This window comes from Variovorax sp. LG9.2, from assembly GCF_035018885.1.
Classification (GTDB): domain Bacteria; phylum Pseudomonadota; class Gammaproteobacteria; order Burkholderiales; family Burkholderiaceae_C; genus Variovorax.
Map to the genome: position 1 here is coordinate 58407 of NZ_JASJXB010000021.1, position 20830 is coordinate 79236.

The 20830-nt window shown below is 63.6% G+C and carries 17 protein-coding genes; 13 read left to right on the forward strand and 4 right to left on the reverse strand.

Features of this window, described 5'->3' with window-relative positions:
• Position 1 precedes the first annotated feature (1 nt).
• Entirely contained in the window at positions 2 to 1315 is a 1314-nt protein-coding gene (locus QN413_RS19275) for an ATP-binding protein (RefSeq protein ID WP_323498192.1), read from the forward strand.
• A 403-nt stretch (positions 1316 to 1718) separates the two neighbouring features.
• A complete protein-coding gene (locus QN413_RS19280; protein ID WP_323498193.1) occupies positions 1719 to 2918 on the forward strand; it encodes an HsdM family class I SAM-dependent methyltransferase in 1200 nt (399 codons plus the stop codon).
• A gap of 17 nt (positions 2919 to 2935) precedes the next feature.
• On the opposite strand, the gene QN413_RS19285 is transcribed toward QN413_RS19280, so the two are convergent.
• Positions 2936 to 3433, reverse strand: coding sequence for an Lrp/AsnC family transcriptional regulator (locus QN413_RS19285; RefSeq protein WP_323498194.1), 498 nt, complete (start codon positions 3431 to 3433; stop codon positions 2936 to 2938).
• A 174-nt stretch (positions 3434 to 3607) separates the two neighbouring features.
• Between QN413_RS19285 and QN413_RS19290 the strand changes: the two genes are divergently transcribed.
• The 5 genes from QN413_RS19290 (at position 3608) to QN413_RS19310 (ending at position 13216) form a co-directional block, all read left to right on the forward strand.
• Positions 3608 to 7216: an indolepyruvate ferredoxin oxidoreductase family protein gene (locus QN413_RS19290; protein WP_323498195.1), complete on the forward strand. Its 3609-nt coding sequence runs from the start codon at positions 3608 to 3610 to the stop codon at positions 7214 to 7216.
• A 233-nt stretch (positions 7217 to 7449) separates the two neighbouring features.
• Entirely contained in the window at positions 7450 to 7782 is a 333-nt protein-coding gene (yajC, locus tag QN413_RS19295; RefSeq protein ID WP_323498196.1) for a preprotein translocase subunit YajC, read from the forward strand.
• A gap of 53 nt (positions 7783 to 7835) precedes the next feature.
• Positions 7836 to 9728, forward strand: a complete 1893-nt coding sequence (gene secD / locus QN413_RS19300) for a protein translocase subunit SecD (protein ID WP_323498198.1) — start codon at positions 7836 to 7838, stop codon at positions 9726 to 9728.
• A 15-nt stretch (positions 9729 to 9743) separates the two neighbouring features.
• Complete coding sequence (gene secF / locus QN413_RS19305; protein ID WP_323498199.1) at positions 9744 to 10697, forward strand: protein translocase subunit SecF; 954 nt, start codon at positions 9744 to 9746, stop codon at positions 10695 to 10697.
• Between the two features lie 95 nt (positions 10698 to 10792).
• Positions 10793 to 13216, forward strand: a complete 2424-nt coding sequence (locus QN413_RS19310) for a DUF1631 family protein (RefSeq protein WP_323498201.1) — start codon at positions 10793 to 10795, stop codon at positions 13214 to 13216.
• 22 nt (positions 13217 to 13238) lie between these two features.
• Here the strand turns inward: QN413_RS19310 and QN413_RS19315 are convergent, their stop codons facing one another.
• The 3 genes from QN413_RS19315 to QN413_RS19325 form a co-directional block, all read right to left on the reverse strand.
• The gene (locus QN413_RS19315; protein WP_323498202.1) at positions 13239 to 13754 is read right to left on the reverse strand and encodes a DUF494 domain-containing protein; all 516 of its coding nucleotides are present in this window, start codon (positions 13752 to 13754) and stop codon (positions 13239 to 13241) included.
• Between the two features lie 76 nt (positions 13755 to 13830).
• Positions 13831 to 14997: a DNA-processing protein DprA gene (gene dprA / locus QN413_RS19320; protein ID WP_323498203.1), complete on the reverse strand. Its 1167-nt coding sequence runs from the start codon at positions 14995 to 14997 to the stop codon at positions 13831 to 13833.
• Positions 14998 to 15006: 9 nt separating this feature from the next.
• A complete protein-coding gene (locus QN413_RS19325) occupies positions 15007 to 16227 on the reverse strand; it encodes a LysM peptidoglycan-binding domain-containing protein (protein ID WP_323498204.1) in 1221 nt (406 codons plus the stop codon).
• A gap of 162 nt (positions 16228 to 16389) precedes the next feature.
• Here QN413_RS19325 and def point away from each other — a divergent pair, with 162 nt between their 5' ends.
• Genes def through QN413_RS19355 form a run of 6 tightly spaced genes read left to right on the forward strand, consistent with a single transcriptional unit; the run spans position 16390 to position 20737 of the window.
• A complete protein-coding gene (gene def, locus QN413_RS19330) occupies positions 16390 to 16911 on the forward strand; it encodes a peptide deformylase (protein ID WP_323498205.1) in 522 nt (173 codons plus the stop codon).
• Between the two features lie 29 nt (positions 16912 to 16940).
• Complete coding sequence (locus QN413_RS19335; RefSeq protein WP_323498206.1) at positions 16941 to 17429, forward strand: hypothetical protein; 489 nt, start codon at positions 16941 to 16943, stop codon at positions 17427 to 17429.
• Positions 17426 to 18409, forward strand: a complete 984-nt coding sequence (gene fmt / locus QN413_RS19340) for a methionyl-tRNA formyltransferase (protein ID WP_323498207.1) — start codon at positions 17426 to 17428, stop codon at positions 18407 to 18409. Before QN413_RS19335 ends, fmt begins: the two co-directional genes overlap by 4 nt.
• Positions 18409 to 19149, forward strand: coding sequence for an AzlC family ABC transporter permease (locus QN413_RS19345; RefSeq protein WP_187053572.1), 741 nt, complete (start codon positions 18409 to 18411; stop codon positions 19147 to 19149). The genes fmt and QN413_RS19345 overlap by 1 nt, the downstream gene beginning before the upstream one ends.
• Positions 19149 to 19499: an AzlD domain-containing protein gene (locus QN413_RS19350; protein WP_323498208.1), complete on the forward strand. Its 351-nt coding sequence runs from the start codon at positions 19149 to 19151 to the stop codon at positions 19497 to 19499. The genes QN413_RS19345 and QN413_RS19350 overlap by 1 nt, the downstream gene beginning before the upstream one ends.
• A gap of 44 nt (positions 19500 to 19543) precedes the next feature.
• Positions 19544 to 20737, forward strand: coding sequence for a phosphoglycerate kinase (locus tag QN413_RS19355; protein WP_323498209.1), 1194 nt, complete (start codon positions 19544 to 19546; stop codon positions 20735 to 20737).
• Positions 20738 to 20830: the final 93 nt, after the last annotated feature.

Genomic DNA, 20830 nt, shown 5'->3' on the forward strand with positions numbered 1-20830 from the left:
GGTGTCCGACGCCTGCCGTCCGGTGTTGGGCGATGAGGTGCTGCGTCTTCTCAACGACCGCCCCGGCATGCCATGGGAGAGCCTTGCGGCGCAGGACGCGCCGTTGACCGGCGCCGACGATGTTCAGGTCGAGGCCCTGCTGGCCGGGTTGCGCGCGTCGGACCGCGTGAAAGCCGGGGTCAAGGAAAAGTCGAATGTGGAGTTACTCGAACACTATGGGCTGACCGACGGGCCGTTGCTCACACATCTGGGCGTGCTGTTGATCGGCTCGCCACGTGCGCGCGCACGGCTGGGCAGTGCGCCGGTGGTGCAAGCCATCAAGTACGACGAGCGCGGCGCCAAGATTCACAAGTGGACATGGGACGACTACACGCTGTCGCCGGTGCAGTTGGTCGACGCCATTTGGGAGGAGGTGTCGGACTTTCGCGAGACCTATGAATTGCCTGACGGGCTCTATCGCCAGAAGGTGCCTGCGTATGACAAACGGGTCGTACGCGAACTGATCGTCAACGCGCTGGTGCATCGCCCCTACGCGCAGCGCGGCGACATCTTCCTGAATTTGCATCCCGACAGGTTGGAGGTCTGCAATCCGGGGCTGTTGCCTTTGGGAGTGACCGTGTACAACATCCTGCACGCCAGCCTGCGGCGGAACGAGCGCCTCGCCACGCTTTTTCATGATCTGAAGCTCATGGAAAAAGAAGGCTCCGGCTTCGACTTGATGTACGAGGTGCAGCTTTCGCAAGGGCGGCTGGCGCCGGTCGTTGAAGAAGGCGACGACTCGGTCAAGGTGTCGGTTCGGCGGCGCATCGTGCGGCCGGAAGTTATCCGCTTACTGGCCGATGCCGACGCGACGTATCAATTGCGCCAGAGGGAGCGCATCACGCTGGGCATCCTGGCAATGAGTGACGGGTTGACGGCGCGTGAATTGGCGCGACAACTGGAAATAGCCGACACCGACGAGGTCACCACCGTGTGGCTGGGACGGCTGTTGGACCTCGGACTGGTGATGAGCATCGGGAAAACCCAAGGGACGCGCTACTTTGTGCCGCCGCAAGCACTCAAGTTGGGCGGCGTGCAGCGCAAGACAACGCTGACTCGCATGGTGCCCCACCGGCTGCGAGCGTTGATCGTGGAAGACCTGTCGGGCTACCCTGGCTCGTCGGTCACCGAAGTGCATCGGCGCACCGCTCCTGAGCTGGCGCCGCGATCGGTGAAACGCGCGCTGGACCAGTTGGTCGCGACGGGTCAGGTCGAACCGCAGGGCGAAAAGCGCTGGCGCCGGTATCGGTTGATCGATAACGGACAAATCGGGTGAATCGGCCGATGTTGTCGTTGACATGTCCATTAGAAATCACAAATTCCTTTGCAAATCAACAACTTGAGTGTCTGTCAATGGTAATGAGAATGGGTCGATTGGCAGATAGACGAGTAGATAGAACCGGCGCCGGTCTCACGCTATGAACGCTTCCTCTCTCGTCCAGAAAATCTGGAACTTCTGCCACACGCTGCGCGACGACGGCGTGGGTTAAGGCGACTACCTGGAGCAGCTGACCTATCTGCTGTTCCTGAAGCTGGCGCACGAGTACGCGCAGCCGCCGTACGACCGGCCGGCCAACATTCCGAAGGGTTTTGATTGGCCCAGCCTCAAGGGCAAGACCGGCGAACCGCTGGAGGCGCATTACCTCGCGTTGCTGCACAAGCTGGCGCAGGAGCCGGGCATGCTGGGCGCGATCTTTTTCAAAGCGCAGAACAAGATTCAGGACCCGGCCAAGCTGTCGCGGCTGGTGCAACTGATCGACGCCGAGAACTGGATCAGCCTGGACGCTGACACCAAGGGCGATCTGTACGAAGGCCTGTTGCAGAAGAACGCCGAAGACACGAAGAGCGGTGCGGGTCAGTACTTCACGCCGCGCGTGCTGATCGAGGCAATGGTCGCCTGCGTGCAGCCGCAACCGATGAAGACAATTTCGGACCCGGCCTGCGGCACGGGCGGCTTCTTTCTCGGCGCCTACGACTGGCTGTCCCACAAGAGCGGGCGCAAGCTCAACATCCGGCAGCAGGAGTTTTTGCACCACGAAACCTTTTTCGGCAACGAGATCGTCGCGGCGACACGGCGGCTGTGTCTGATGAACCTGTTCCTGCACAACGTCGGCGAACTCGATGGCGAGCCTGCTGTGGACCGCGCTGATGCGCTGATCTCTGCGCCCGAAAAGCGCTTCGACTACGTGCTGGCCAATCCGCCCTTCGGCAAGAAGAGCAGCATGACGATCACCAACGCTGAAGGCGAAGAAGACCGCGACGCGCTGACTTACGAGCGGCAAGACTTCTGGCAAACCACATCGAACAAACAGCTCAACTTTCTCCAGCACATCGTCGCCATCCTGAAAGCGACCGGGCAGGCCGCTGTGGTGTTGCCAGACAACGTGTTGTTCGAAGGCGGTGCCGGCGAGAAGATTCGGCGCAAGTTGCTGGAGACTTGCGACGTGCACACGCTGTTGCGGCTGCCCACAGGCATCTTCTACGCGCAAGGCGTGAAGGCCAATGTGTTGTTCTTCGACAAGAAGCCAGCCGATGGCACGGTGCACACCAAGGGCGTGTGGATTTACGACCTGCGTACTAACAAGCATTTCACTCTGAAGACCCGGCCGCTGGCAGCGCCCGACTTGTGCGATTTCATCGACTGCTACCAGCCGGCCAATCGGCATGAAAGAGTGGAGTCCGAGCGCTTCAAGTATTTCGGCTACGTTGATCTGGTGGCGCGCGACAAGGCCAGCCTCGACATCTTTTGGCTCAAGGACGACAGCCTGGACAGCCTCGACGACCTGCCGCCGCCCGATGTCCTGCAGCAGGAAATCATCGAGCACCTGGAAGCCGCGCTCGCTTCATTCAGGGATGTCGCGGCGGGATTGGTGCGCTGAGTGCGACAGCGCCGCACCTATCGGCCTTTCGCACTCTTCGCAGCGGCCAAATGCCCCAGCGGCAACGCGCTGTTCGCTTTGACTTCGCCCAGCGAAAAACTGGTGTGCAGGTCTTTCACATTGGGCAGGTTCATCAGGTGCTGGCGAGCGAAGCTCGAAAAGCTGTCGAGGTCTTGCGCCACCACCTGCAGCTCGAAGGTGCCGGTGCCACTGATGTAGTGGCAGGCCACGACCTCGGGCAGCTTGCGGATCGCTTCTTCGAGTTTGCGGGTGGCGTCGCCTTGCACGCGCTCGGTGTCGACCCGCACGAAAGCCAGCACGCCGAGTCCGATCTTGTGGCGATCGATCTCTGCGTGATAGCCCTTGATGAAGCCGGCCTCTTCGAGCGCACGCACGCGGCGCCAGCAGGGCGCGGCGGAGAGACCGACGCGTTGCGCAAGTTCGGCATTGGTGAGGCGGCCGTCGGTCTGCAGTTCTTGCAGGATTGCCAGATCGAACTTGTCGATGCTTTCCATAAGACGCTATTTTAAGAAAGATCCATTCTGGAAGCGGCCTTTTGAAGGCAAAGAACGCAAACACCTGTCCGTGACCCAGGCATACACTTTGCGTACAACGTGGGCACGCGCCCTACCGGGCACAGACCCTTCAGCCACGCCCACAAGGCCACGCCAAATCAGGAGACAGAGACGATGAATGCACCCCTGCCCGAGCACATTCGCAAGGCGCTAGAGACCGTCACCCTCGACGACAAATATTCGCTCGACTACGGTCGCGCCTTCATGAGCGGGGTGCAGGCGCTGGTCAAGCTGCCGATGCTGCAGCGCCTGCGCGACCAGCAAAACGGCAAGAACACGGCGGGCTTCATCAGCGGCTACCGCGGCTCGCCACTCGGCGGCTACGACCAGGCGCTGTGGAAGGCCAGCAAGTACCTGAAGGCGCAGAACATCGTGTTCCAGCCGGGCGTCAACGAAGAGCTGGCGGCCACCGCGCTGTGGGGCACGCAGCAACTGGGCTTCTCGCCGCCGGGTACCAACAAGTTCGACGGCGTTTTCGGCATCTGGTACGGCAAGGGGCCGGGCGTGGACCGTTGCTCCGACGTCTTCAAGCACGCCAATATGGCTGGCACCACCGAGTTCGGCGGCGTGATCGCGGTGGCAGGCGATGACCACATCAGCAAGAGCAGCACTGCGGCGCACCAGAGCGACCACATCTTCAAGGCCTGCGGCACGCCGGTGTTCTTTCCGGCCAACGTGCAGGAAATTCTCGACCTCGGCATTCACGCCTTCGCGATGAGCCGGTTCTCGGGCATCTGGTCAGGCATGAAGACGATCCAGGAAATCGTCGAGTCGAGCGCGACGGCCATGATCGACCCGGAGCGTGTCGACATCGTGATCCCGACCGACTTCGAAATGCCGCCGGGCGGCCTGCACATTCGTTGGCCCGACCACGCGCTGGAGCAGGAGGCACGCTTGATGCACTACAAGTGGTACGCCGCGCTGGCGTACATCCGTGCCAACCGCCTCAACTACAACGTGATCGAAGGTGACCATGATCGCTTTGGCATCATGGCCAGCGGCAAGGCTTACAACGACACGCGCCAGGCGTTGCTTGACCTTGGCCTCGACGACGCGACTTGTCGACAGCTCGGCATTCGTCTGCACAAGGTCGGCGTGGTGTGGCCGCTCGAGGCGCAACTCACGCGCGAGTTCGCAACCGGGCTGCAAGAGATTCTGGTGGTCGAAGAAAAGCGCCAGGTCATCGAATACCAATTGAAAGAGGAGCTCTACAACTGGCGCGCCGACGTCCGGCCGCATGTCGTGGGCAAATTCAACGAGCTCGACGATGGCGACTTTTCGGGTGGCGAATGGTCGATGTCGAACCCGACCGCAAACACGCTGCTGCGCGCCAACGCCGACCTGAATCCGGCGCTGATCGCCAAGGCCATCGCGCAGCGCCTGAAGAAGCTCGGCATCCTCGACCATGCCGGCGCCGACATGCGAGCGCGCGTGCAGGCGCAGATCGCCATCCTCGACGCCAAGGAGCGCTCGATGGAAATCATGCAGGCCGGTGGCGTGACCGAGGGGCGCCAGCCCTGGTTCTGCTCGGGCTGCCCGCACAACACCAGCACCGTGGTGCCCGAAGGCTCGCGCGCGATGGGCGGCATCGGCTGTCACTTCATGGCGACCTGGATGGACCGCAGCACCATCGGCTTCACCCAGATGGGCGGCGAGGGCGTGCCGTGGGTCGGGCAACAACCCTTCACCACCGACCAGCACATCTTCGCGAACCTCGGCGACGGCACCTACTTTCACAGCGGCCTGCTCGCCATTCGCCAGTCGATCGCGGCAGGCGTGAACATTACCTACAAGATCCTCTATAACGACGCGGTCGCCATGACCGGCGGCCAGGCGATCGGTGAGCGGCCCGAAGGCCATTCGGTCCTTCAGATCGCGGAAAGCCTGCATGCCGAAGGCGCCATGAAGGTCGTCATCGTCACCGACGAACCCGAGAAGTACGACGGCGTCACGGTGCCGGGCAGCTACGCCGGCAAGGGCGTCGCCATTCGCCATCGCGACGATCTCGACGAAATCCAGCGCGAGTTTCGCGAGATCAAGGGCACGACCACGATCATTTACGACCAGATCTGCGCGACCGAAAAGCGCCGCCGCCGCAAGCGCGGCACGGCGGTCGATCCGGCCAAGCGCGTGGTCATCAACGAACTGGTGTGCGAGGGCTGCGGCGACTGCAGCGTGCAGAGCAATTGCCTGTCGGTCGAGCCGCTCGAAACCGAGTTCGGTCGTAAGCGCGCCATCAACCAGAGCACCTGCAACAAGGACATGAGCTGCCTCAAGGGCTTCTGCCCGAGCTTCGTGACCGTCGAAGGCGGCGCACTCAAGAAGAAGTCGAAGAGCAAAGCCAGTTCGCCTTTCGAGATGGGCGCGATGCCTGAGCCGCGCGTGCCGCAACTGGCGCGCGACCAGGTATGGGGCGTCGTCGTCGCGGGTGTCGGCGGCACCGGGGTCATCACCATCGGGCAACTGCTCGGGATGGCCGCGCACATCGAAGGCAAAGGCATCGTCACGCAGGACGCGGCGGGCCTGGCGCAAAAGGGTGGTGCGACCTGGAGCCATGCGCTCATCGGCGAGTCGCAAGACGCGATTCGCACCACGCGCGTCGGCACTGCGGCGGCCGATTTGATCCTGGCGGCCGATCCGCTGGTGGCGGTCAACGCCGAGACGCTGGCGCGCATGCGTGAAGGGCGCACGCACGTTGCGCTCAACACGCACAGCACGCCGACGGCGGCCTTCGTGCGCAACGCCAACTGGGTGAATCCGCAAGATGACTGCGCCAATGAAATTGCACGCGCCGTCGGTGTCGACAACCTCGGCACTTTCGACGCCGATGCTTTCGCGGTCGCCTTGATGGGCGACAGCCTGTATGCCAACCCGATGCTGTTGGGTTTTGCGTGGCAGCGCGGCTGGCTGCCGCTCGAATACGAATCGCTGATGCGCGCGATCGACCTCAACAACGTCGCGATCGAGAACAACAAGACAGCGTTCGAATGGGGCCGTCGCGCGGCGCACGACCTGGCGGCCGTGCAGAAGCTGGTGTCGCCGGGGCACGTCATCGAGTTCAAGAAGCGCGAGACGGTCGAAAGCTTGGTGAAGCGCCGCGTCGAGTTTTTGACGGCGTACCAGAACGCGGCCTATGCCGAGCAGTACAAAAATTTCGTTGCCAAGGTGCAGCAGTCGGAGTCGTCGCTGGTCGGCAAGACCAGCCTGACCGAAGCCGTGGCGCGCTACCTGTTCAAGCTGATGGCATACAAGGACGAGTACGAAGTCGCTCGGCTGCACACCGACCGCTCGTTCCTGGATCGCGTCAACGGAATGTTCGAGGGCGACTTCAAGCTCAACTACCACTTGGCGCCCCCGATCATCGGGAAGAAGAACGCCAAGGGCGAACTGCAAAAGCAGAAGTTCGGCCCGGCGATGTTGACCGGCTTCCGCTTCCTCGCGAAGCTGAAGGGCCTGCGCGGTACGGCGCTCGACATCTTCGGCCGTACCGAAGAACGCAAGACCGAGCGCGCGCTGATTGGCGAGTACCGCGCCGCCATCGATGAAGTGCTGACCGGGCTGAATGCGGGCAACCACGCGACCGCGCTGGAAATCGCGGCGCTGCCGGAGCAGATTCGCGGCTACGGTCATGTGAAGGATCGCAACCTGGCGGCGGCGCGCACCCGATGGGCGGCGCTGCTCGACCAGTGGCGCAACCCGCAAAAGGCGCGCGCAACGGCCTGATCTGCAACGTGGTCGCCGCCTGATCCGCGGCGTCGAAAGCCCCGTTCGGCGCGCCGGGTAAGCCTTCGGGTGAGGCCGGCCCCGCCGAATACAATGCTCGGTGCTGTTCGCAGCCCAGGGCTGTGTCATGCGGTCCTGTTGGCCGCCTGCCAGCGACCGGTAGCTTCATTCCGGCTCGCATTCCCGTTTTGTCTGTCTTGTCCGTCTTGTTCTAATCAGTTGGAGACTTCCCCTTGTTCATTTCTTCTGCTTTCGCCCAGACCGCACCCGCTGCTGCAGGGGTTGGCGACATGTTTTCGTCGCTGGGCAGCATGCTGCCGCTGGTGCTCATGTTCGTGGTGCTGTATTTCGTCATGATCCGCCCGCAAATGAAGCGCCAGAAAGAAGCTCGCGCCATGATCGAAGCGCTTGCCAAGGGCGATGAAGTCGCTACCACGGGTGGCTTGCTCGGCAAGATCACCAAGATCGGCGACACGTACCTGAGCGTCGAGATTGCCTCCGGCGTCGAAGTTCAGGTGCAGCGCAGCGCCGTCGTCCAGGTTCTGCCCAAGGGCGCAATCAAGTAATAAGTCGGTGATAACGCGGGTGCTTCGCGCTACGCGTCTTGAAGGTTGAATCGATGAACCGTTATCCGGTCTGGAAGTACGCGATCATCGTGATCGTGCTGCTCGTGGGGCTGATTTACGCCCTGCCCAATTTCTTCGGCGAAGCGCCCGCGGTGCAGGTGTCGGCTGCCAAGTCGACCGCCAAGGTCGACGGCGCCACGCAGGCGCGCATCGACGAGGCGCTGAAGGCGGCGAATCTCGTGCCGGACATGCAAACGCTCGACGCGACGTCGTTGCGCGTGCGTTTCCTGACGCCGGACGACCAGTTGAAGGCGCGCGACGTCATTCAGCACGCGCTGGTGCCCGACGCGAACGACCCGTCTTACACGGTGGCGCTCAATCTCGTGCCGCGTTCGCCGGCGTGGCTTGCCGCGCTGCATGCCTATCCGATGTACCTCGGCCTCGACCTGCGTGGCGGCGTCGACTTCATGCTGCAGGTCGACCTGAAGGGCGCCCTCGACAAGCGCGCTGAAACTTTTGCCAGTGACGTTCGAAGCGCGCTGCGCGACAAGAACATCCGCGGCAGCGCGGTCACGCGCAACGGCCAGGCCATCGAAGTCACTTTCCGCGATGCGGCGAGTCTCGAAGCCGCGCGCGGCCTGGTGCAGGACCAGTTCCCCGATCTCACCGGCACCGCGACGCAAGACGGCGACAACTTCAAGCTGACAGCCGTCATCAAGCCCGAGGCCGCGCGCCGGCTGCAGGACGCCGCGCTCAAGCAGAACATCACCACGCTGCACAACCGGATCAACGAACTCGGCGTGGCCGAACCGGTGATCCAGCAGCAGGGCATCGACCGCATCGTGGTTCAGTTGCCGGGCGTGCAGGACACGGCCAAGGCCAAGGACATTCTCGGTCGCACCGCCACGCTCGAAATGCGCCTGGTCGACGAGAGCGCCGAAGGGCGTGCTGCCGAAACCGGCAGCGGCCCGGTGCCGTTCGGTTCCGAGAAATTTCTGGACCGCACCGGTCGGGCGGTCATCGTCAAAAAGCAGGTGCTCGTCACCGGCGAGAACCTGACCGACGCGCAACCGGGCTTCGACCAGCAGAGCAACCAGCCGAAGGTTGACCTGACCATGGACGCCAAGGGCGGTCGGATCATGCGCGACGTCAGCCGCGAAAATTTCAAGAAGCGCATGGCGATGCTGATCTTCGAAAAGGGCAAGGGCGAAGTGCTGACCGCGCCGTCGATCAACGGCGAACTCGGCAACCGATTCCAGATTTCGGGCTCGATGAACGTGGTCGAAGCCAACGATTTGGCGCTGTTGCTGCGCGCCGGTTCGCTCGCTGCGCCGATGGAAATCATTCAGGAGCGGACCATCGGCCCGAGCCTGGGCGCCGACAACATCAAGAAGGGTTTCGACAGCGTGATGTATGGCTTCATCGCCATCATGGTGTTCATGTGCATCTACTACGCGCTGTTCGGGGCGTTTTCGTCGATCGCGCTGGCGGTGAACCTGATGCTGCTGGTGGCGATCCTTTCGATGCTGCAGGCCACGCTCACGCTGCCGGGCATCGCCGCCATGGCACTGGCCATCGGCGTCGCCATCGACTCGAATGTGTTGATCAACGAGCGGGTACGCGAAGAACTGCGCAACGGCGCGTCGCCGCAAGCTGCCATTCACGCTGGCTACGACCGAGCCTGGGGCACCATCCTCGATTCGAACGTCACGACCCTGATAGCAGGCATCGCGCTGCTGGCCTTCGGCTCAGGGCCGATTCGCGGCTTCGCTGTGGTGCACTGCATCGGCATCGTCACCTCGATGTTCTCGGCGGTGTTCTTCTCGCGCGGGCTGGTCAACTTCTGGTACGGCGGCAAGAAGAAGCTCAAGACGGTGTCTATCGGCACCGTGTGGCGGCCCAAGACCGACGCCGATGTCGGTACCGCCGTGGCCCCGGGCAAATAAAAGGAAGAACAGGCCATGGAATTCTTCCGCATCCACAAGACCATCCCGTTCATGCGCCACGCGCTGGTGCTGAACATCATTTCTTTCGTCACCTTCGCGCTGGCGGTGTTCTTCCTGCTGCACCGCGGGCTGCATCTGTCGGTCGAGTTCACCGGCGGCACGGTGATGGAGGTCGCCTACGCGCAGTCGGCGGACATCGGCAAGGTGCGCGAGAGCGTCGCAAAGCTGGGCTATCCCGACGTGCAGGTGCAGGCTTTCGGCTCGTCGCGCGATGTGCAGATCCGGCTGCCGGCGCAAAAGGGCATGAACGCGACGCAGCAGAGCGCGCGAGTCATCGAGGCGCTGAAGGCGGCCGACCCCACCGCCACGCTGCGCGGCACCGAGTTCGTCGGCCCGCAGGTCGGCGAAGAGCTCACCACCAACGGGCTGAAAGCGCTCGGCATGGTGGTGGTCGGCATCATGATCTACCTGGCGTTTCGCTTCGAGTGGAAGTTCGCGCTGGCCACGGTGCTGGCCAATCTGCACGACGTCGTCATCATCCTGGGCTTCTTCGCGTTCTTCCAGTGGGAGTTTTCGCTGGCGGTGCTGGCGGCAGTGCTGGCGGTGCTGGGCTATTCAGTGAACGAGTCGGTAGTGATCTTCGACCGGATTCGCGAGAACTTCCGGCGCTACCGCAAGCTGTCGACGGTCGAGATCATCGACAACGCGATTACCTCGACCATCAGCCGAACCATCATTACCCACGGTTCGACCCAGCTCGTGGTGCTGTCGATGTTCTTCTTCGGCGGCCCGACGCTGCACTACTTTGCGCTGGCGCTGACCATCGGCATCCTGTTCGGCATTTACTCATCGGCCTTTGTGGCGGCGGCCATCGCAATGTGGCTCGGCGTCAAGCGCGAGGACTTGATCAAGGGCCCGACCAAGCGCGAAGGCGATCCGGACGATCCGAACGCCGGCGCGGCGGTGTAATGCAAGTGATTGGAGTAACGGATACTCTTGTGCGCAATTGTTTCCCGATGCAAGCTCGCTACTGTGGAACTGCTTTTTTGCCGCCCTGATCCCTCATGAGTACGTCGCGACCCCCCGCTATCTCCCTGCAGCTCGCCCGCGAGACCCGTGAGCGTTTCGTCGCCGCAACCGAGACAGTGATTGCCCCCGCGGCGCTCGCCATACGTGAACGCCTCTCGTCACTGGCTGCGCAAACCGGTAACGCGCGGGCGATGCAGGAAAACCGCGACGACTTTTTGTCGTTTCAGGGTCAGGCGTCGAACTGGGTTGCGATGTCGCAAGCCAGCTGGCGCAAGGTTCTTGCGACCAGCACGGGCGGCACCACGCAGAATTCGCTGTCGCGCCTTGAACTGATCGGCGACGAGGTGGTGGAAAACAACATCCTCTCGTCGCGACTCGCCCAACTCATCGCCGACAAGGCCAGCTTCGAACTGAACGACCTGCGGTTGCGCATCCAGCATCTCGAGGGCACCAGCGAACTCGATGCCAAGGACGTTTTCAAACCTGAAACGCTCGCCAAGCTGCTGGTCGAGCAGTGGCTGGCGGCCGGGCTGACCCGGGCGATGTGGACCAAGGTCCAGGATTCGATCCAGGTGAAGTTGGTTGAGGCGGTGGTGAAAGCCTACAAGGACTCCAACGCTTTCCTGATCGGCAAGGGCGTGATGCCCGAGATCGATCTCAAGAGCTTCGTCAAGCGCACTGGCAACGCCGCTTCGGGGACGATGCCGCTGGGGAACGGCTACGGCGGCGCGCAGTCGTCCGGTCCCGGGCAGTACGGCGGTGGCGGCGCGTCGAGGGGAATGCAGGGTATCGCCCCGCCCGGCAGCTTTGCGCCCGCTGCCATCGGGGTCGGCATGGGCTGGGGCGGCGGTGCCGGAAATTCGCAAGGCGGCGGCAACGAAGGTGTCGTTGCAACGGGCGGCTCGCCGCTGTTGATGGCGCGTCAGCGCGCTCAGGGCGTGTTGCTCAACCTCAAGCGGTTCGTCTCTGCACGGCTCGGACCTGAAAGCAGCAGCGGAATCCAGCATGTCGCCGGATCGGGGGCGCCCGGCGGTGGCTACGCGAACGGCGTCATGGCGCGTGGCGCGGGTGGGGCTTCGCCGGCCTTCGTCGCGGCCATCGCCGATGCCGAGGCCGCCTACCAACTGGCCTCGTCGCAGTACGTGGTTGGCGAAGAGGCAACCGCGCTGCAGCAGACGGCGGCGGATCTGCGCCGACGCACGACAGAACTTAAGAAGAAAGCGCCGACCACCGCCGACAAGGCGACAGTGGAAATCGTCGCGCTGATGTTCCAGGCCATCCTGGCCGAAGAGCGCATCCCGTTCTCGGCGCGTGTATGGTTCGCGCGCCTGCAGATGCCGGTGCTGCGCGTCGCCATCGCCGAGCCGGAGTTCTTCGGCACCCTGCAGCATCCTGCGCGGATGCTTATCGACCGTATGGGTTCGTGTGTGATGGGTTTCGATGCCGCCGCCATTTCGGGCAGTGCGCTGGAGGGCGAAATCCGCCGCGTGGTGCAGGTCATCGAGCAGTATCCGGAAACCGGCCAACGCGTCTTCAAGCTGGTGTTCGACGAGTTTGTCGCTTTCCTGGGCAAATACCTGACGCAGAGCGATGCGACGCAGCGCGTGATGAGCGTGGCGCAGCAGGTCGAGCAGAAGGAGACGATGGCGATCCAGTACACCATCGAGCTCCGGAAGATGCTCAACGATATGCCGGTGCGCGACGAGATCCGCGAGTTCCTGTTCAAGGTCTGGGCCGAGGTTCTGGCCATCGCTGCGCTGCGGTACGGTGCGCAAGACGAGCAAACCGTGACGCTGAAGCGCGCGGCATCCGACCTCGTGTGGGCGGCCAGCGCCAAGCCCAACCGCAACGACCGCACCCGCGTCATTCAAGACCTGCCCAAGCTGCTGCAGCGCCTGCGGCAAGGCATGACCTTGCTCGGCATCATCGGCGACCCGCAGGAGGCGCAGATCAAGATCATCGGTGCGACCTTGTCAGACGCCTTCATGTCCAAGACCGAGGCCATTGCGCCGGCCAAGATCGAGGCGATGGCACAGCGGCTGGCCAACATCGAGGATTTCGTCAGCGACGAAGGCACGGCAGAGTTTCCAATCGACGCTGCCAGCATCGAACTGCTGCTGGGCGTCGACGCCGCTTCGATCGAAGTGGTGCCCGATACCGGCCAGAAGGTCGGCGAAGAGATGCTGGCCTGGGCGCACGAACTGCAGGTTGGCAACTGGTTCATGCTGGACCACAACAGCCGTCCGAGCCAGGTCCAGTTCGTCTGGCGCAGCGACCGGAAGCAACTGCACCTGTTCGCGTCGAGCGATGGCCGCAGCTTTCTGATTCAGGCCGGGCGCCTGGCGTCTTATTTGCAGGCGGGTTTGCTGGTGCCGGCAGAAGAAGAAACCCTGACCGTCCGTGCCACGCGTGAAGCGCTGGCCAAGCTGGACGCCAACCCCGAACGCCTGCTTAACTAGCGCGCGGGGGCGACCGCCGCCGCTAGTGCGCGACCCTGCCTTCGCGGCCGTCGCAAAGCTCGTCGAGCACCAGCGCATCGGGCTCGATGCCGGTGCTCCAGTGCACCATCAACACGATGATTTTCAGCTCATCGAGCGCCACCGGATCGCCCGGTGCTGCCATGGCGCGCTCGACGACGATCTCGCGCAAGCCCGGTGACAGCACGTTGGCTGTTTCAAGGAAGCTGATGAAGCCCAGACAATCGGCACCGAGGTGGTCTTGCTCGGTCGCCGAATAGACACGCATGGAGTCGGCCGCCTGCGGCAGTGCCGCTTCGCCGGTGCCGCGCAACCCAACGGTGGCGGTCGTCTCGTCGACATGCCTGGTGAGCTGGATGCCCTGCGTGGCAACGGTGAGGCCATCGAGCCATTGCAACGCGTCGCGGATTTCGTCGGGCTCGAAGCCGTGCGCAGTGAGCTTGCGGCCCAGTTGCTCCGGCTCGGGGCACGCGTCGCTGCGCCAGTAGTTTTCGTAGACGAATACAAGCACTTCGAACATGGCACTCAATATAGCCCACCTGCTCGAATCGACCCTGACTCGTTGTGCCGATGCGACGTCGAAGTCCACATCGAAGTCAGCCGACGGCGATGCGCTGAAACAGGCCGCCGGGCAGACGCGCGACGTGTCCGTCGAGTTCCAGTTCGAGCAGCCGCCCTTGCAACTCGGCGGCGCTGTAGCCGGTGCGAGCACAGAGCGCGTCGAGGCTCACCGGATCAAAGCCGAGGTCGTGCAACAGGCCAGATGACGGTTCGGTTTCGTCGTCGTCGGTGCTATCCCCGCCGGCTGTAGCGCCTGAAGCTGAAGAAGCTGCGGACGTCGCACCGCCATCGAAGCGCAATTCCTCAAGAATGTCCTGCACCGACTCCACCAGCTTGGCGCCTTGCCGTATCAACGAATGGCCTCCGCGCGACTGGGGTGAGTGGATCGATCCTGGAATGGCGAAGACTTCCTTGCCTTGCTCGACGGCCAACCTCGCTGTGATCAGCGAGCCGGAACGCAGCGCGGCCTCGACCACCAGCGTGCCGCGCGTCAGGCCCGCGATGATGCGGTTGCGCTTCGGAAAGTTTTGGTTCAGCGGCGGCGTGCCGAGCGGGAATTCGCTGACGATCAATCCTTGCGCCGTGATGCGATGCGCCAGGTCACGGTGACGCGCGGGGTACACCCTATCGAGCCCGGTGCCGACCACCGCAATGGTCGCGAACCGATCGGTGCCTTTGGCAGCATCCAGCGCGCCTTCGTGCGCAGCGCCGTCGACACCCAGTGCCAGTCCAGAAACTACGGTGATATCCGCTTCCCCCAAGGCGCGACCGAAGTCGCGCGCATTCAATACGCCCTGCGGCGTTGGATTGCGGCTGCCGACAATCGCGAGCGCCCGGTCGAGCGCGGTCAGATCGAATTGCGGCGCGCCGATCACGTAGAGCATCAGCGGCGGATCGACCATGTCGAGCAGCGAGGCCGGATAAGCCGGGTCGGCCAGCGTCAAGAGGCGTCGCGTGGCACCGGACGACTCGACCGCCTGCAGCCAGTTCCAGGTTTCGTCGACCAGCGCCGACAAGCCCGCAGGCGTCAGCCGAAGAGCAGCCGCCTGTGCAGGCGATACGACCTGCTGCAGCGCGGCGTCGGATTGCGCAAAGACCTGCGGTGGCAAGCCGAAGGCGGCCAGCAGCTTGCGAGCCGTGGTGTCGCCGATGCTTGGCGTCAGCGTGAGCCGAAGCCAGCCGGCGAGTTCGTCACGTTCCAAACTTATGACTTACGGATTGACGAGGATGTCGCCGGCCTTGGGCGTGTCGCTGGAACCGAGGATGAGCGCGTAAGAGGCCTTGTTGAAAACGCGGAACACCATCAGCAAGCCGATGCGTTCGTTAGGCAATTTGAGCGTTTCTTTGGCGCCGTTGGTCTTGTCGACGATGGTCTGGCCGTTCTTGAGGATGGCCAGCACCTGACCGCTTTCCATGCCGTCGCGCAGTCCCTTGTTGATGGCGACGATCTGGTTGGTCGCTGCGAAGGTGACTGCGTCGCCGTAGACCGAGACGATGCGGCCGTTGACTTCTTGCGTTGGAGCGCGCGGCACGTAGCTCTGTACTTCGCGTGTCGGTTCGGGCAGCAGCCGGTCGCCGGCACGCATTTCTTCGCGCGCCGCCACGATGTCGATGGTGGCAGGCACCACGCTGGTCACTTCCTTGCCCTCTTCGAACTGGGTGATCGTCGATTCGCCGCGCTCCATGCGGGCGCGGCCGAGGTAGGCGGCCTCGTAGCCGAGGATCTCGCCAGTGGCCGGGTCTTTCAGCGGCGTGGCGTTCCGGTAAATCCGGAACTGCTTGACGGGGCCGCTCGTCTCGACCAATGGCGAATTGATTTCGCCACGGGCATAGGCGCGGTCGCCGCGCGCCAGCAGCACCCGGTCGTCGTTGCCGGCGACGATGCGCGGCGCGGTGATCAAGGTGTTCTCGTCGATGATGATCGCTTCGCTGAGGAAGGGATCGATCAGCGCCGGGCTGAGCGTCGTCAACGCCATGCCCGAAAGCGATTCATAACGGGTGCGCGGCGACAGCTTGATGGTGCCGTCCGGCATGCCGGAACCGCGGCGCGTGCTGAGGCGTGCGCGGCCGCCGGTCTTGTCGAGATAGAGCACCTGTCCTGGGTAGATGCGGTGCGGGTTCTTGATCTCGGTGATGTTCATGCCCCAGAGCTCGGGCCAACGCCACGGGCTCTTGAGGTACATACGGGAAATAGCCCACAGCGTGTCGCCCGGCTTGATGGTGTATTCGTCCGGTGCATTGGGCGCGAGTTCGCTGACCGGAATGCCCGCTTGAGCGGTCTGCTGTGCCACGGCGCGCTGCTCGGGCGTGATCGGATAATTCTGTGCTGAAGCCGCCGTTCCAATGCCGAGACCGGCGCTGAAGAGCGCGGAGGCCACGAGTGTTGTCAGCAGGGTTGGCCGCAAACGGGCGTTGGTTCGGAGTTTTTTCATGGTTTGATGATGTACACGCACAGTGCCGCGCCGGACAAACGTTTCCTCACAATTTGCAACGAATTTTGCGCTGAAGCCCTTGATTGGGCAACGTTTATCAGTTCGCAAGCTGTCTTCGCGTCGCGGAAATGGCGAAAATAGCGACAACTTTTTCTCGCTTTCATGGCCAAAAGAACGATCCTGAGCTTCCCCGACAAACGCCTGCACACCGTTGCCAAACCGGTGCAGGGCGTCGATGCACGCGTCAAGGCGCTGGTTGCCGACATGCTGGAGACGATGTACGACGCGGAGGGCATCGGCCTGGCGGCGACGCAAATCGACGTGCACGAGCGCGTGGTCGTCATCGACATTTCCGAGCATCGCGACGAGCCGATCGTGCTGATCAACCCGGAGATCGTCTGGGCCAGCGACGAGAAGGTGCTGAACGAAGAGGGCTGTCTGTCGGTCCCCGGCATCTACGACGGTGTGATGCGGTCGACTTTGGTCAAGGTCGCGGCCCTCGATGCCGAAGGCCAGCTCCGAACCATCGAAGCCGAAGGCCTGCTGGCGGTCTGCGTGCAGCACGAGCTGGACCATCTGCTCGGCAAGGTATTCGTCGAATACCTGTCGCCGCTCAAGCGCAACCGCATCAAGAGCAAGATGCTCAAGGCCCAGCGCGAAGAGTTGCGCGAAACCCAGGCTTGAGATTGCTTTTGCTCCGGAACAGGTTTTTGGTGAAGGCTTTGTCGTTCGTCGCAGTGCTCGCGGTGCTGGCCAGCTGCGCCAGCGAGCCGACCAATCTTCCGCTAGGCACGTCGCGGGGCGAAGCATTGCAACGCCTCGGCCAACCTACTGCTGTCTACCCTTTGCCCGGCGGCGGTGAACGCCTTCAATATTCGCGCGCTCCGGCAGGCTTCGAAGTCAACGATGTCGACCTTGACGCCGCCGGCCGCGTCGTCGCGATTCGCCAGATGCTCGATGACCGCGCGTTCGATCGCGACATCCAGCCGGGCGTCGGCCTCTGGCGGGAGGCCGATGTGTTGCGTACCTACGGACGGCCGTACGAAGTCACCCGCGTGTCGTCGTTCGATGGCGTGGTCTGGAGCTGGCACTACAAGTCGATGAACACCCGCCGCCTGCTCTATATCTACATCGACCCTCAGGGCGTCGTGGCGCGTTATCACACGGGCGACGACCTCGAGTTCGAGCGGCTGCCCTGGTGAGCAGCCCGCGCATCGTCTTCGCGGGCACGCCCGAGTTCGCGCGCATTGCGCTCGACGCCATCGCTTCGGCGGGGTTCGACATCGCGCTGGTGCTGACGCAGCCCGATCGCCCGGCCGGTCGCGGCATGAAGCTGCAGGCGTCCGCCGTAAAGCAACTGGCCGTACTGAACGGCTGGCCCGTCGCGCAACCGCGCAGCTTGCGGCTCGATGGCAAATATCCTGACGACGCCCTCGCTGCACGCGCCACCCTTGAAGCCGCGCAAGCCGACGTGATGGTGGTCGCCGCCTACGGTCTGATCCTGCCGCAATGGGTGCTCGATGTGCCGCGCCTCGGCTGCCTCAACATTCATGCGAGCTTGCTGCCGCGCTGGCGCGGCGCGGCTCCGATTCACCGCTCCGTTGAAGCAGGCGACATGCAGACCGGCATCACCATCATGCAGATGGATGCCGGCCTCGACACCGGCGCCATGCTGCAAGTCGAGGCGATCGACATCGGCGGTGACAGCACCGCACGATTGCACGACCGGCTGGCCGAACTCGGCGGGCGGCTGATCGTCGACGTGCTGCGCCGCGCCGAGGCCGGTACGCTGACCCCGACGCCGCAGCCGAATGAGGGCGCGACCTATGCGCACAAGGTCGAAAAGCACGAGGCCGCGGTCGATTGGACGCAACCCGCCGCGGCCATCGTGCGCCGGATCCGCGCCTTCGATCCGTTTCCGGGCGCCACGACTGTGATGGGCGGCGAGTCGATCAAGCTCTGGGCGGCACAAGTGCAGCCGCCGCACGCGAATGAAGTGAGCGCCACAGTCAGCGAAGTGCCCGGCACCGTCATTGCCGTAACACCCACCGACATTGCCGTAGCAGCCGCGGACGGCACGGTATTGCTGACCGAACTGCAACGCGCTGGCGGCAAACGCCTGCCGGCGGCGGACTTCCTGCGCGGCTTCGACATCGAGCCCGGCCGGGTTTTCGGCGGCTGATGTTCTTTCTGCGATCGATCCGTCGGCAGCCAGAGTTTCGCGAAGCTGCCCGCAACATGGCGCCGCTCGCGCTCGGCATCGGTGCCTGGGGCCTGATGACCGGTGTGGCCATGGTGAAGTCCGACATGAGCCTGATCGAATCGGTCGCGATGACCCTGTTGGTCTATGCCGGGAGTTCGCAACTCGCGGCCATTCCGTTGCTGGCTGCCGGCGCGCCGGCGTGGGTGATTCTGGCGACAGGCTTTTGCGTCAACCTGCGCTTCGTGGTGTTCAGCCTGCATCTGCGCCCTTACCTGATGCACCTGCCGCGCTGGCGCCGCATGACGCACGGCTATCTCACGGCCGACCTGAGCTACGTGATGTTCACCCGCAAGTACCCGACACCGCCGACCACGCCGGCCGAAGAGATCGGCCAGGAGGCGTACCTCGCAGGCGGATACTTCATGACCTGGTCATCGTGGATGGGCATGAGCCTGATCGGGGTCTTTCTCGCCAAACTGATCCCGCAGTCGTGGGGCCTGGCCTTCGCCGGCGTGCTGAGTCTGGTCGGCATCTTGTGTTCGATGGCGACGACCCGGCTGCGCGTGCTGGCTGCGCTGATTGCTGGCGCCACCGCCGTCGCGGCCTATGCGCTGCCGCTGAAGCTCAACATCGTGGTGGGCATCGGCGTCGCGGTGCTGCTGTGCTTCTGGCTGGAGAAGCAGCTGGGGCTCGACCCGAGCGCGGAGGATGACACCTGATGGCCGGCTTCTCGTTTCTGGGCGCCGACATCGGCACGATGGGCATCATCGTCGGCCTCGCATGCGTCACGGTCGTCACGCGCTGCTTCTTCTTCATCCTCGACCGGCCGTGGGGCCTGCCCGACTGGGCGCATCGCGCGCTGCACTACGCGCCCGTCGCTGCGCTGGCGGCGGTGATCGCGCCCGAGATCGTCATGTCGCAAGGGCACCTCGTAACCACGCTACACGATGCGCGCATCTACGCCGCGATCGCTGGCGGCGCTTACTATTTCTGGAAGCACGGCGTGCTCGGCACCATGCTCGTCGGCATGGCGGTGTATCTGCCGCTGCATCTCTGGCTCGGCTGGTAACTCTCAGTTCCGACATCGTCAGGGACGACTCCTAGAATCGGCCCATGAACGTCATCCGCTTTACCGATTTGTGTGCCGACGGCAAGGTCGCCGGCCAACGCGTGTTCATTCGCGCGGACCTCAACGTGCCGCAAAACGATGCCGGCGACATCACCGAAGACACGCGCGTGCGCGCTTCGGTGCCGTGCATCCAGCTGGCGCTCGATTCGGGCGCTGCCGTCATGGTGACCTCGCATCTGGGCCGGCCGACCGAAGGCGAGTTCAAGCCCGCCGACTCGCTGGCGCCGGTCGCCAAACGCCTCGCCGAATTGCTCGGCCGCGAAGTGCCGCTGGTGGCGAACTGGGTCGACGGCGTCGACGTCAAGCCAGGGCAGGTCGTGCTGCTCGAAAACTGCCGCGTCAACAAGGGCGAGAAGAAGAACGATCCGGCGCTGGCGAAGAAGCTCGCCGCGCTGTGCGACATCTACGTGAATGACGCCTTCGGCACCGCGCATCGCGCCGAGGCCACGACCTATGGCATCGCGCAATACGCCAAGATCGCGTCGGCCGGCCCGCTGCTGGCGGCCGAGATGGACGCCATCACCAAGGCGCTGGCGCAGCCCAAGCGCCCGCTGGTCGCGATCGTCGCCGGCTCCAAGGTCAGCACCAAGCTCACCATATTGAAGAGCCTGTCGGCCAACGTCGACCAGCTCATCGTCGGCGGCGGCATCGCCAACACCTTCATGCTGGCCTCCGGTCTGAAGATCGGCAAGTCGCTGGCCGAACCCGATCTGCTCGATCAGGCCAAAGCGGTGATCGAGTCGATGCGGGCACGCGGTGCCGATGTGCCGATCCCGGTCGACGTGGTCACCGCAAAGACCTTCGCGGCCGATGCGCCCGCGACGGTCAAGGGTGCGAACGACGTGGCCGACGACGACCTGATCCTCGACATCGGGCCGAAGACAGCCGAGATGCTCGCCGCCCAGTTGCGCGAAGCCGGCACCATCGTCTGGAACGGCCCGCTCGGCGTGTTCGAGTTCGACGCGTTCGCCAATGGCACGAAGACCGTGGCGCATGCCATCGCCGAGAGCGCAGCGTTCTCGATAGCTGGCGGCGGCGACACGCTGGCAGCCATCGCAAAGTACGGTATCGAGGACAAGATCGGCTACATCTCCACCGGCGGTGGCGCCTTTCTCGAAGTGCTGGAAGGCAAGACGCTGCCGGCTTTCGAAATACTTTCGAAGCGTGCCGCAGGCTGATCCGGAAAAACGAACAAACGACAACGACAACGACAACGACAACGACAACGACAACACGAGACAAGCTAATGAACACCCCCGCCCCCCGCGTTC